Raw genomic sequence first — 12,696 nt, 5'->3', positions numbered from 1 at the left:
ACGTTCATGGAAAAAGGATTGCTGCTGTTTGCTCTCTCCTTTTTCCTTTTCCTTCCCCAAGCCGCAGCCGCGAATGAGGAAAATACTGATGTCAAGCCGAATGAATATGAAAAGAAAGACATTGAAATTCGTACGGATTACCTGCACGACGATGCCTACTCCGAGGAAAAAACGGCGCTTCCGAAAGAACAGAAGGATATTACCTTTGATCAGCCGGCCGAAAACCCGGATGACAAACTGATATCAAAATTGTTTACATCGTCAGACACGGAGCCGAATACGATCAAAGCGCAATCGAAAAAACTGGGTATCACATTTGCCGAGCCTGCGGTGCGGCATACCTCGGCAGATATGGAAACGGAGGAGAAAAAGACTTCTTATCTGCTGCCTGTCATTTATGCCGTCTTGATCCTCCTCGGGATTGCGGCGATGATCTATTTGATCCCGAAAGTCACGGCGCAGGAAAAGGCAAAGCGGTAAACGGATCGCTTGTGTTTGCGGGAAGACAGCCCGTAAAATAAGAAAAAAAGGAGGAGTTTCATGCAGTTTTTTCTTATAACAGGCGCGTCAAAAGGCTTGGGCCGGGCGCTGACGGAACAAGCGCTGCAAGAAGGAGCCGAAGTCGCCGCGCTTTCAAGAACGATAAGCGGGGAAAAGCGCGAGGGGCTGACAGAATACAGTGTTGATTTAACCGATCTGGCAGATACAGAGCGGCAGATGAAGGCGATTCTTGATCAAGCTGAGAAGAAGCGGTATTCCGCTGTCACACTGATCAATAATGCCGGCATGGTGGAACCGATCAAGCGGGCGAAAGAGGCTTCCGCCGAAGAATTGAACCGCCACTACACCCTTAATCTGACGGCGCCCGTTTTGCTCAGCCAAATGTTCACAAAGCGTTTCGAAGCGTTCAGCGGCAGCAAAACAATTGTCAACATCACATCGGGCGCGGCGAAAAATCCTTATAAAGGCTGGAGCGCGTATTGCAGCTCAAAAGCGGGGCTTGATATGTTTACGAGAACATTCGGGTTTGAACAGGAAGATGAAGAGCTGCCGGTCCGCATGATCTCATTCTCGCCGGGAGTGATGGATACAGACATGCAGGCTGTCATCCGTTCTTCGTCAAAAGAAGATTTCCATGACATCGAACGGTTCCGCAATCTGAAAGAAACGAAAAACCTCAGAAGCCCGGAATACATCGCCGGCGTCATTCACTCACTGATCGCGGGTGAGCCGGAAAACGGACGGATATACGATATCAAAGAATTTTTGTAGAGCAGCTTTTACGCTGCTCTTTTTTGTTTGTACAATCACTTCGGGGTCCGGCGGCATATGATGAATGAAACAACGTATAAGGGGTATAAGAAATGTATCAGATGAATTGAGTTTCTTCTCGATTTATGTTAGGATTCTAAAAATATAAATAAGGAGGGGTTTCCATGAGAAATGTAACGTTAATGGATGTCTTCACCCATCCAATCGCACAAAAGTATTTACAGCGTTCCGGTGTCGCCCATGCGATCGCCTGCGCGTTTCATGCATACCGTCTTGCCGTAAAAGCAGGTGTCAGCCCGGATCTTGCGGCGAAAGCGGCTTTACTGCATGACGTCGGCCATTATGAATGGTACACAGACGGCAAATGGGATTATGAAAAGTACAGAAGAAACGATATCCATGCCATTAAAGGCGCGGAACGGGCGCATAAGCTGCTCATCCGGCTCGGTGAAGAACCAAAAGCGGCGAAGGACATTGCGCTGGCGATTCTGCTTCACACCGATTCCTATCTGCCTGAAGGCGAACTGGACAAGAATACGCTCCAGCAAATCGTGAAACAAGCAGATGAACTCGATGAAGAACCCGGCGGGCATCACCATTACCGCCAAATGGATCACACGGCCGCGCTCAAACAAATCCAAAAGCTTGATCAGTTAATTGACCAAGCCCAATATCCCATAAGAAGCTCAGTCTAGGCCACTCATGCGGCCTTTTCCGCTTACATAACTCCGCATGCTCACTAACACCTTTTCCGCTCCGATAGACGTACTGTGTCAAAGCCTTTGTCCGCTGCATATGCTGAAGGAAAACATAGTAAAGGGGATCAGCGAAAATGGCCCATCAAGGAAGCCCGCAAATCGTCTCGTTAGTGGACCCTTACGTTTATCAGACCATCCATAAACTTATCGGCTCAAGGTTTATCATTCAAACCGTCAGACGCATTGTCAGAGGACGGCTGATTGATGCCACTCCGGATCACATCGCCATTGAAGAAACGCATGACCGTGTATTTTATATCAGAAACCGCCATGTGGTTTCCGTCATGCCTGATTATACCGAACGCGTGTAACAGCCCGAATAAGGCGCAAACCGGAGGCGGCCCTATAGAATCCCGGTGCGTCTTCTTTTTTGAGATACATAGATGCACGGCGGCTTTTTTTGGTACAATCACAGTACAAGTTCACATGACAATAGGAGGAAACCGCTTGTTGAAATCAAAGGTCCATTTTTGGACGCTGCAAATTTTGCTCGTTTTGCTCATTATTTACGTATCAACGAAAGTTTCGTTTATTTTTCAGCCGTTTTTCGGTTTTATCACCACGCTGTTTTTTCCGATTTTGATCTCGGGCATTTTGTTTTTCATTTTTAATCCGATCGTACGCCTGCTTGAGAAAAAAATCCCCCGGACATTGGCGATCCTGCTCATTTATCTCGTTTTCATCGGCCTGATTGCCTTTATGTTCACCGCCATCGGACCGATTGTGGCTTCCCAGGTCACGGGGCTGATTAACAATTTCCCTGATTACATTCATCAGATTCAAGTCTTGACGGCGCAATTATCCCATTCCAAATGGTTTACGTGGATGATGACGCAGGATTATGTGTCGATAGAAAAAATCCAGCAGTCTCTGACGGGATTTTTACAAAGCCTCCCGCAAAATATTACGGCAAGCCTGTCGGCCGTGTTCGGCGTCGTTACGAATATCACGCTTGTCGTGATCACCGTTCCGTTCATTTTGTTTTATATGCTGAAGGACGGCCGGCGGTTTCCGCTCTTGGCGGTTAAAATCCTGCCTACTTCCTACCGGGCGGAAGGTCGGAAAATATTTAATGACTTATATGTCACATTGGCCGCCTATTTCCAAGGCCAGCTGCTGATTTGTCTCTTTGTCGGAACGGCATGCTTTATCGGATATTGGATCATCGGCCTGCAGTATGCGTTAATTCTCGGGATGGTGATCGCCGTCACCAATATCATTCCGTACCTGGGGCCGTTTCTCGGGGCGGCGCCCGCGGTGATTATCGCGTTTATGGATTCGCCGGCTAAGGCGCTGTTTGCCGTTATTGTTGTCGTTGTCGTCCAGCAGCTTGACGGGAACCTGCTTTCTCCGCTTGTGATTGGGAAACGGCTCAATACCCACCCGCTCACCATTATTCTTCTGCTTATCGGAGCGGGCAGTTTCGGCGGCATTCTCGCAATGATTCTGGCCGTGCCGGTTTACGCGGTTTTAAAAGCTTTTGTCTTAAATATCGTCCGGCTTATCAAACTTCGTCAGCGGTCAAAGCTCGAAGACAGCCGCAAGCCGAAATAAAAACGGGCACAACTCCCGATGCAGCGCATAAAATGCTGTAAAGAAAAGCGGAGGTGTGGGTATGCCTGCAATTGTGGGACCGATTTATATTATGAGTTTAGCCGGAGACGCTGCGGCGAGCTTCGGTGACGTGTTTGCCATTTCTCCCAAAGCCGTTGACCACTCAGGCGCGGGGGCAGGGGCGTTTCATTCCGGAGATTTTGTCAAAGTCACTAATAAATTCAGCAAAACGCGCTTTGAAGACATCGATGTGTTTGACGAACCTGATTGGTTTAACGCGTGACAGCCTCCTTTTAGGAGGCTGTCGCTTTTTTGTAGTATAATAGAATCAGTCTTTATTAAAGGGGAATTTTTTATGAAAATCAGAAAAGCGAATATTACCGTGCAGTCCGGAATGATCGGTGATGTATATCTGCATGAAAATAAAAAAGAACAGCATACCCTTGTAGCCGTTCCGGAACTTGAGTGGAGCACGATCATTTCCTATGAGGAAGAGAAAAAGGCGCTGGCGCAGCGGCTTTTACAATCATTCAGCAAGCTGATTGAAGAAGAACCCGCCGGAGAGCTCGCCGGCAAGATCTCCCATTGGGTGGCTGAAATGTAACGAAGCGGTTTACCGCGTCCCGTCCGGGGAGATAATTGTAAAACAAGCTGAGGAGGGACAGGCCGATGAGCGACAAAACGGTTGATCTTTATTTACAGCAGGGGATGTACGGCCCTCTGCAGACGAAACCGGATGAACGCCATTTATTTTTAGGCTCGCTGCGTGAAAGAGTCATCATTGCCCTGACGAAGGGGCAGGTGCTGCAAAAGCAGCCGTATGAAGAAGTGAAACAGGCGCTGAAAAGCCGAAAAGACGCGGTGCTCTATATAAACGGAAGGCTCCCGTATCATGCTTATTCACCATATATGAAGCTTGCCGCACTTGCCGGTGTCCGAAGCTCCGTCATATCGGATCTTCAATTCGAAACGCCGCTCGGCCTGGTTTTTGCCGCCGATTATGCCGTGAACCTTGACGGCATTTACGTACAGGATGACATTTTTCAGCGCTCACTCCTGAAATCTTAAAAGGGCAAAACACCGTTTGTCATTTTACAATGCCAATTCACTTACAAGTGGAGATAGGATATAATGGTTTTCATATGAATGGCGGGGAGGCCGGCTATGAAAAAAGCATTTATATGCATTGATTATACGAATGATTTTGCAGCAGAGAACGGGGCATTAACCTGCGGAGAACCCGCGAGACAGATTGAAGATACGATTGTCAGTTTGATGCAAGCATTTATAGAAAACGGTGATTACGTTGTCTTTGCGGTTGATTCGCATGATGCAGACGATGACTTTCATCCCGAGACACGCCTGTTTCCTCCGCATAATATCAACGGCACGGAGGGCAAAGAGCTGTACGGAAGGCTATCGCCTCTTTATGAGAAACATAAACACGCAAAAAACGTAAATTATATGGAAAAAACGAGATATTCTGCTTTTGCGGGAACGGATTTAGAGCTGAAACTGCGGGAACGGCAGATCACTGAGCTGCATCTTGCGGGCCTGTGCACGGACATCTGCGTTCTTCACACGGCGGTTGACGCCTACAACAAGGGCTTTCAGATTGTCATTCATCAAAACGCTGTGGCCAGCTTTAATCCGGAAGGGCATGAATGGGCCCTGTCCCATTTTAAGAACAGCATCGGAGCGCAAGTGGCAGAGTAAGGAAGGGGAAAACAATTTTGGTGGAGCATGGTTTTAAAGACGACAGTTTGTCTTTACATACAGATCTTTATCAAATTAATATGGCCGAAACGTACTGGAGAGACGGCATTCATGAGAAAAAAGCGATTTTTGAGCTTTTTTTCAGAAAGCTTCCCTTTGAAAACGGCTATGCGGTATTTGCGGGCTTAGAAAAAGCAATCGAATACTTGGAGAACTTCAAATTTACCGACAGCGATCTGAATTATTTAAAAACGGAATTGCACTATGCTGATGATTTCATTGAGTATTTACGGGATCTTTCTTTTACCGGATCTCTTTACAGCATGAAAGAAGGCGAGCTCGTTTTTAACAACGAACCGATTATGCGGGTCGAAGCGCCCCTGATCGAAGCCCAGCTGATTGAGACGGCTCTGCTTAACATTGTGAATTACCAAACATTAATCGCCACGAAAGCGGCCCGCATTAAAGGCGTTGTCGGTGACGAAGACGCCCTCGAATTCGGAACGCGGCGCGCCCATGAAATGGATGCGGCCATGTGGGGAGCGAGAGCGGCTTTGATCGGCGGCTTCAGCGCGACGAGTAATGTAAGAGCCGGAAAGCGTTTTAATATACCCGTATCCGGCACGCACGCTCATGCGCTCGTACAAGCGTACCGCGATGAATATACGGCATTTAAGAAATATGCGGAGACCCACAAAGACTGCGTGTTTCTCGTAGATACGTACGATACGATCCGTTCAGGCATGCCGAATGCGATTAAAGTCGCAAAGGAATTCGGCGACCGGATCAACTTCATCGGCATCCGCCTGGACAGCGGGGACTTGGCGTACCTGTCAAAAAAAGCGCGTGAAATGCTTGATGAAGCGGGTTTCACAGACGCAAAGGTCATTGCTTCAAGCGATCTTGATGAGCACACGATATTAAATCTGAAATCGCAAGGAGCGAAAATCGATACGTGGGGCATCGGCACGAAGCTGATTACCGCATACGATCAGCCGGCTCTCGGCGCGGTTTACAAGCTTGTCGCCATTGAAGAGGACGGCAAACTGACCGACACCATTAAAATTTCGTCAAACCCTGAAAAAGTGACAACGCCGGGAAGAAAGAGAGTATACCGGATTATCAACAAGCTGAATCACCACTCGGAAGGTGATTATATCGCGCTTTATGACGAGCGGGTAAATGATCAGAAACGCTTAAAAATGTTCCATCCCGTCCACACGTTCGTCAGCAAATTCGTCACTGATTTCTATGCGAAAGACCTGCATGAGCCGATCTTTGAAAACGGCGTTTTATGCTATGATAATCCCGAAATTACCGACATCCAGCAATACGTGCAGGATAACCTCAAACTTCTGTGGGAGGAATACAAACGGATCAGCAAGCCGGAAGAATATCCGGTCGATTTAAGCGAAGACTGCTGGAGCAACAAGATGCAGCGGATTCATGAAATCAAAAGCAAGCTGAAACGGGAACTTGAATAGAAGACAAAGCGGCCTTTCCTTTCTCTGGAAAGGCCTTTTTGTTGTGATAATATTTTTCACATTTAGACAAATTTCGTCAAGTTATTTGATATACTTATGTTCGAAGGCCGCATCTAAGGGGGTAAATGAATGAAGGTGTTTGTTGCGAGACAGCCTATCTTCAACAGAAACGAACAGGTTGTTGCTTATGAACTTCTTTACCGGGAGAGCGAAGAGAACCGTTATTCGGCCGCTGATGGAGATAAAGCTACGACGGATCTCATTATTAACAGCTTTATCAACATCGGAATCGAAAAGCTGACTGAGGGGAAACGCTGCTTTGTGAATTTTACAGAAAGCCTGATGTTTTCAGATCTCCCTACCTCCTTTGATCCTGACCAGCTTATTATCGAAATTCTTGAGGACATACCGATCACTCCGGCACTCATCTCAAGATGCAGACAGCTGAAGAAATTAGGATATACATTAGCACTTGATGATTTTTACGCCATCAATCCGGAAAATGAAGAGTTAGTGGAACAGCTGATGAAATATATTGATATTTTAAAAATCGACTTTTTGCAATCCTCGCGTCTGGAGCGCAAAAAAATCATTCAGACGTACAGCTGTAAAAGTCTGATTTATTTAGCGGAGAAAGTGGAGACGAGAAAAGATTATAAACAGGCGGCCATAGACGGCTTTCACCTGTTTCAAGGATATTTTTTCAGTGAACCGCGTGTCATCAGCGGAAATGATCTGACGTTTCATTTTCATTCTTACTACCAGCTTTTAAGCGAATTAAACAATGACCAGCCCAATATACAGCGCGTGACGGAATACATAGAGCGGGACGTCAGCTTATCGTATCAGATTCTGCGTTTTTTAAACGGATCGCAAACAAGGCTGAAAAAAAAGATAGACAGCATCCAGCAGGCCATCATGATGCTTGGGCTGAATGAGATTAAGCGCTTGATTTACATTCTTTCATTCAGAGATTTAACGGCGAAAAGCCATTCAAGCCAAAAAGAAATCATTAAGATTTCCTTAATCAGGGCCAAACTGTGCGAACTGCTGGCGAAAAGAACCGGAAGGCCCCAGCCCTCTTCTTACATGCTGATCGGCATGTTTTCGCTCATCGATACGCTTCTCCACCGGGAGCTGGAGGATATCATCAAAGAACTGCCTTTAATCGATGAAGTCGGACAGGCGCTGCTCGGTTATGAAAACGATTATTATAAGATGCTCGCGTTCGTCAAAGCCATTGAATGCAACAACTGGGACTGTGACGAGTGGGGAAAAGAACTGAACAAAGAAGAAGCGTATGAATGTTACTTACAGGCGATCGAATGGTGCCGGCAGCTGATCGTGGATTGAGCCGCTTTAAGCCGACCACCTGAGGGCGATGGTAAACCGGCTTTGCTCTCTGATCAGACTGACACGGATGCCGTCGGGATTATACGTCACGTCAAAGTCATTTTTGATGCCGGTCTGCTTAATGAGCCGCTTGACCGCTGCGGTGTCAGATGATTGCGCTGCGGTGAGAATACGGCGCGCAAGCTCTTTTGACGCCGACAGCCGCGCAAGGAGCAGGCGCGCATCCTCCAGCATGCCCGCAGCCTCTTTTGCGGACGCTGTCAAAATATCTGCGTGAACCGGGGCACTGGGCGCAGGATGCCGGTATGGCGCGGCGAAAACAGGACAGCATGGATACACATAATGCATACGGCGGCCTCCTTCCTGAGAAAACATTCGTTATAGAGTATAGGCGGCATGATAACGAGTTATGACATGCAAAAAGACCACAATGCGGGGGTTGCGGTCTTTTCGGTGTTTGTCGGTGGTTATGCGACGCTGTTCGCCCATTCTGTTTTGAAATTGCGACGGCAGGGACTATAGTCCTTTCCGGTTTGTCGGAAAACCGTTAAAAAAACAGCAGAACCGCCAGATTGGTCTGCTTCATCCTAAACGTCTGCCTTTCTGGTAGTTATATAGTCCTGTTCGCTAAATGCTCCATTCGGGACTATAGAATTACCACGGTTTGCGGTGTCACGCAGATACTTTTACACATACTTTTCGGTGAAAAATCCCGCAAAAACGTTTACACTATTAGTAACAGATCAAATACCTAGGACTCGTTCACCATACACAATTCATTGATCTTTCAAAAAAAGGAGTGTGGAAACGGTGGAAAACAAATTAGAAGAAGTAAAGCAATTATTATTCCGACTTGAAAATGATATCAGAGAAACAACCGACTCATTACGAAACATTAACAAAAGCATTGATCAGCTCGATAAATTCTCATATGCAATGAAAATTTCTTAAAAAGACTTGGAAACAAGTCTTTTTTTTGTGCATTTTTTATCCATTTCGTGGATAAAGTATTATACGATTGTTAAAAAACGAAAAACCTGCTGTCTTTCATCACCTGCATTTAGTAAAATAGAATGGGAGGGTGAAGACAATTATTGAGCAAATGTGTTTAGATGCCGAAACGATTAAAGAGAAGATGAAGGAAATTGTTAGGGAGAAAATAAACAATCCACATTTAAAAGACACTCTTCAGACTTTTATAAATGAAAAAAATAATTTTGCTTTTGGCGTTCTTGCATTTAAGCATTATATGGCTTTCGATGGCAAACATTATTCGGATATTACGTTATTAGCTTCAGGAATTGAATTGTTAATTTTAGCTTTTGATATTTTTGACGATATAGAGGATGAAGATAACTTGGATAAGGAATGGATGAAGGTAGATCAATCTATCTCATTAAATGCAGCCACTTCTCTTTATTCAATAAGTCTTCAAGTGATTTGTGAGCTTAAAACGAACTCCGATTTTCCCCGGTTTGCTATGAAATATGCCTTAAATGCAATGCAAGGTCAGCATAATGATCTGAGAAATTTTCCTGAAACTGAAGATGAATGTCTTCAAATGATTAAGCAAAAATCAGGCTCGCTTACTGCAATGTCAGCTGTATTAGGAACAATGCTTGCAAATGGGGAGTTTCACGAAGAAATTGAGAATTATTCTTATAAAATTGGAATTGTTAAACAGATTGAAAATGATTATTATGGTCTTTTTAATAAAAATCGTAGTGATATCAAAAAGGGAAGAAAAACATTAATTCTGTTGTATCTAAAGCGAAGATTTAATGCTGCTTCAGAAAAAATCTTGGATTTAATGAATGCAGAAGCAAGTTATCATTCATTCCTCATTGATAATAAAAAAAGCTTTGAAGACCTGCTATTTGATGCAGGAGTTAGCCAGTATATTTCAATGTTAATTAAAATGTACGAGGAAGAAATTATGACAAGTATAAAAGATTTAAATATAATGTTAGAACTTTAACGGAGGAAATTACAGTGAAGCAAGATATCGTACATTATCTTATGGAAAATCCACTTGTACTTACAAAGTTAGCGTGTGGGGAAGCTAGTTTAATAGGAGTTCCGGATAAACTGTTACCTGCCATTGTTGAGATTTTTGAAAGAGATTTAAGTCAATCAAAAAGATGTAGGGGAATTTTTTGGGAACAATGATTGAGAGAGTGAGATTTATTGAAAAAATTCATTAGAAATTTTTCGATTGTATTGTTATTCGTCAGTCTCTTTTACGTTGCTCATATTATATATTTTACTCAAAACGGAATTTTGGTAGGAACCTATGTGGTTGAAAACAATAACCATGAATTACAGGTTGTAAAACTCTCCAAGTCTACGTATGGTAAATATATGGGCTTAAAAGAGGGAGACAGGATAATTGAAATAAGCGGAAAAATACCGACAGAAGAGAATATAAAAGGTCAATATCTAGCGAAAGCTGAACATATGAAAATTATAAGGGATAACCATAAAATAGACCTACATAATACGGAATTTATTTCCTTGAACAGCTCTTATAGCTTTTTTATTTATATTATCCCGTGCATATTGTTTGCTTTAAGCTTGTTGTGTATTTTTTACATTTATAAAGTTAACAGAGTAAAAGATACTTATTCAGCCTATATTTTAATTATCTTTTTATTATTTACATCTATTGCTTATTTAAGCGCAGGTGGAGTAACTAGAGGGTATGAAATAAACAGATATATTAACCTTTTTACGTTTTTGAATGTACCTGTACTATACTATCACTTTCTTTATCAATATTTTAAAGAATTAAAAATAAAGTTTTCATCTGGTTATGTTGTGTCTGCTTTATATATTTTGCCGGTTATTAATATAATAATTGAGATATTCCAAAACCATTTTGCTTTTCAACTTGTTACGAATATTAATTTAGGAACATTTTTTTTGGAAATGATGGTTGTTTACACGGTTATTATTTTTTATGGACTAGTCTATAGAAAAAAGGATCACTTTTATTTGTTGAAAGTGTTACTTATATCTAACACCATAGCTTTTTTCCCTTTTACAGTTTTTTATATTATACCTGAGGTATTGTTCGGACGGTATATTTATTCTGCTATAGTGACGTCACCGTTTATAATTATTATTCCGTTAGCGTTAGTCTACCAATTCGTGGTCAATAAAATCTATGATATAGATTTTTTGTTAGGCAGAATCAGGTACTATGGTTTCCTTTCCATTGTTCCGACTATTGGAGTTGTTTGGCTGAATATATTATTCGACAGCAAGGGGAATAACTTTAACATTATTCAAATCACTGTATATGTATTTTTGATTTTTTTAGCGGTATTTTATATTAAGGAGTTATTAGACTACAAATTCCGCCTGAAACGTTTTTCAGAAAAATATAATTATCAAGACAGCATTTATAAATATACACAGCTTCTTAAAAGCGTATCAGCTTTAAATCAAGTGTTTATGAATTTGAAAAAGACTATTTTGGACGTCTTGCCTGTTAGTAAAGCTTATATATTTGAAATCAATTCTGACGGAGACATTCTGTATTTTGATAAACAGAACAGTGAACCGAACTGGCAGCCGTATAAAAAAGAATTTGTTAAAGTCACATCAGAGATTGGCAAGATTATTGAAGTAAATCAAGGTTTTCTGATGAAGATTGGAGAAAGAGGGGCAAACTCATACGTTCTGCTTTGTTTGTCGAGCATTAATACTCCAAGACTGACAAGAGATGAGATATCTTGGTTAAAGACATTGTCTTTTTATACAAGTGTTTCGATGGAAAACATATTGCAGATCGAAGAACTCATGAACCATTTACAAGATCTAAAGCAACAAGGCTCAAACCCGGTCTGGCTCAAAAAGCTGATGTTTACGATCGAGGAAAAGCAGCGGTCGGATTTGGCCCGTGATCTGCATGATTCAGTGCTGCAGGACTTGATTTCTTTGAAGCGCCAGTGTGAGCTGTTTCTGGCCGATTTTAAGAAAGAGGAGCCTTGCCAGTTAGAGGTGCAGGACAAGCTTCATCAGATGAATGAGCAGATGTCGGATGTCATTTTGATGACCCGGGAGACGTGCCATGAGCTGCGTCCTCAGCTGCTGTATGATTTGGGTCTGGTCAAGGCGGTATCCAAGCTTGCCGCGCAGCAGCAGGAGCGTGCGCCGTTTCATATCCGTCTGAATACGGGCCGGTTTACGGCGGCGCTGGATTTGGATACGCAGCTGAATTTGTACCGCATCATTCAGGAATTTCTTTCGAACGCCATGAAGCATTCAAAGGCGAATGAGGTGCTGATTATGCTGATCAGCATTCAAAATAAAGTGATTCTGCATTATGAAGACGACGGTGTCGGATGCAATCAGGAAGAAGGCGGCGGGCAGTCGATGAGCATGGGTCTTTCGGGTATTAAGGAGCGTGTCCGGGCGCTTGACGGACGGATGAAAATCGACACAAGTGAAGGAAACGGTTTTAAAGTAGATATTGAAATGGAATTGTAACCAATTTATCACCAAATCGACTTGGCAGAAGCCAAGTCTTTTTAATAAAATGGAAATGAGTGAGT

At 43.3% G+C, this 12,696-nt stretch carries 16 protein-coding genes; 15 read left to right on the top strand and 1 reads right to left on the bottom strand.

The window, feature by feature from the left end; translation table 11 throughout:
* Window positions 1–6: 6 nt before the first annotated feature.
* From essA to NYE68_RS16960, 11 genes are all read left to right on the top strand, one after another.
* Window positions 7–480, top strand: a complete 474-nt coding sequence (gene essA / locus NYE68_RS17010; RefSeq protein ID WP_015418112.1) for a type VII secretion protein EssA — start codon at window positions 7–9, stop codon at window positions 478–480.
* Between the two features lie 60 nt (window positions 481–540).
* Complete coding sequence (locus tag NYE68_RS17005) at window positions 541–1,272, top strand: (S)-benzoin forming benzil reductase (protein ID WP_015418111.1); 732 nt, start codon at window positions 541–543, stop codon at window positions 1,270–1,272.
* A 164-nt stretch (window positions 1,273–1,436) separates the two neighbouring features.
* Entirely contained in the window at window positions 1,437–1,967 is a 531-nt protein-coding gene (locus NYE68_RS17000; protein WP_007613450.1) for an HD domain-containing protein, read from the top strand.
* 137 nt (window positions 1,968–2,104) lie between these two features.
* Complete coding sequence (locus tag NYE68_RS16995) at window positions 2,105–2,341, top strand: DUF2642 domain-containing protein (RefSeq protein ID WP_003152023.1); 237 nt, start codon at window positions 2,105–2,107, stop codon at window positions 2,339–2,341.
* A gap of 136 nt (window positions 2,342–2,477) precedes the next feature.
* Entirely contained in the window at window positions 2,478–3,584 is a 1,107-nt protein-coding gene (locus NYE68_RS16990; protein WP_015418110.1) for an AI-2E family transporter, read from the top strand.
* A gap of 61 nt (window positions 3,585–3,645) precedes the next feature.
* The gene (locus NYE68_RS16985; protein ID WP_007408682.1) at window positions 3,646–3,867 is read left to right on the top strand and encodes a spore germination protein; all 222 of its coding nucleotides are present in this window, start codon (window positions 3,646–3,648) and stop codon (window positions 3,865–3,867) included.
* Window positions 3,868–3,939: 72 nt separating this feature from the next.
* Window positions 3,940–4,188: a YueH family protein gene (locus tag NYE68_RS16980; RefSeq protein ID WP_003152028.1), complete on the top strand. Its 249-nt coding sequence runs from the start codon at window positions 3,940–3,942 to the stop codon at window positions 4,186–4,188.
* A 65-nt stretch (window positions 4,189–4,253) separates the two neighbouring features.
* Window positions 4,254–4,652 carry a DUF1694 domain-containing protein gene (locus NYE68_RS16975; RefSeq protein ID WP_003152031.1) on the top strand — a complete coding sequence of 133 codons (399 nt, stop codon included), beginning with the start codon at window positions 4,254–4,256 and terminating at the stop codon, window positions 4,650–4,652.
* A 96-nt stretch (window positions 4,653–4,748) separates the two neighbouring features.
* Window positions 4,749–5,300, top strand: a complete 552-nt coding sequence (locus tag NYE68_RS16970) for an isochorismatase family cysteine hydrolase (protein WP_324636434.1) — start codon at window positions 4,749–4,751, stop codon at window positions 5,298–5,300.
* Window positions 5,301–5,317: 17 nt separating this feature from the next.
* Complete coding sequence (locus tag NYE68_RS16965) at window positions 5,318–6,784, top strand: nicotinate phosphoribosyltransferase (RefSeq protein ID WP_015418109.1); 1,467 nt, start codon at window positions 5,318–5,320, stop codon at window positions 6,782–6,784.
* A gap of 129 nt (window positions 6,785–6,913) precedes the next feature.
* Window positions 6,914–8,137, top strand: coding sequence for an EAL and HDOD domain-containing protein (locus NYE68_RS16960; protein ID WP_007408678.1), 1,224 nt, complete (start codon window positions 6,914–6,916; stop codon window positions 8,135–8,137).
* Between the two features lie 6 nt (window positions 8,138–8,143).
* Here NYE68_RS16960 and NYE68_RS16955 read toward each other — a convergent pair whose 3' ends face one another.
* Window positions 8,144–8,485, bottom strand: a complete 342-nt coding sequence (locus tag NYE68_RS16955; protein ID WP_007408677.1) for a hypothetical protein — start codon at window positions 8,483–8,485, stop codon at window positions 8,144–8,146.
* Between the two features lie 462 nt (window positions 8,486–8,947).
* Here NYE68_RS16955 and degQ point away from each other — a divergent pair, with 462 nt between their 5' ends.
* The 4 genes from degQ (at window position 8,948) to NYE68_RS16935 (ending at window position 12,631) form a co-directional block, all read left to right on the top strand.
* Entirely contained in the window at window positions 8,948–9,088 is a 141-nt protein-coding gene (degQ, locus tag NYE68_RS16950) for a degradation enzyme regulation protein DegQ (RefSeq protein ID WP_003152043.1), read from the top strand.
* Window positions 9,089–9,239: 151 nt separating this feature from the next.
* Window positions 9,240–10,115 carry a polyprenyl synthetase family protein gene (locus tag NYE68_RS16945; RefSeq protein WP_122504180.1) on the top strand — a complete coding sequence of 292 codons (876 nt, stop codon included), beginning with the start codon at window positions 9,240–9,242 and terminating at the stop codon, window positions 10,113–10,115.
* Window positions 10,116–10,129: 14 nt separating this feature from the next.
* Complete coding sequence (gene comX / locus NYE68_RS16940; protein WP_015240484.1) at window positions 10,130–10,306, top strand: competence pheromone ComX; 177 nt, start codon at window positions 10,130–10,132, stop codon at window positions 10,304–10,306.
* Between the two features lie 18 nt (window positions 10,307–10,324).
* Window positions 10,325–12,631: a sensor histidine kinase gene (locus tag NYE68_RS16935; protein ID WP_324636435.1), complete on the top strand. Its 2,307-nt coding sequence runs from the start codon at window positions 10,325–10,327 to the stop codon at window positions 12,629–12,631.
* Window positions 12,632–12,696: the final 65 nt, after the last annotated feature.

This window comes from Bacillus sp. FSL R5-0447 (genome assembly GCF_038606125.1).
Lineage (GTDB): Bacteria > Bacillota > Bacilli > Bacillales > Bacillaceae > Bacillus > Bacillus velezensis.
Note: the sequence above shows the minus strand (reverse complement) of the source record. Positions and strands in the feature narration are given on the sequence as shown.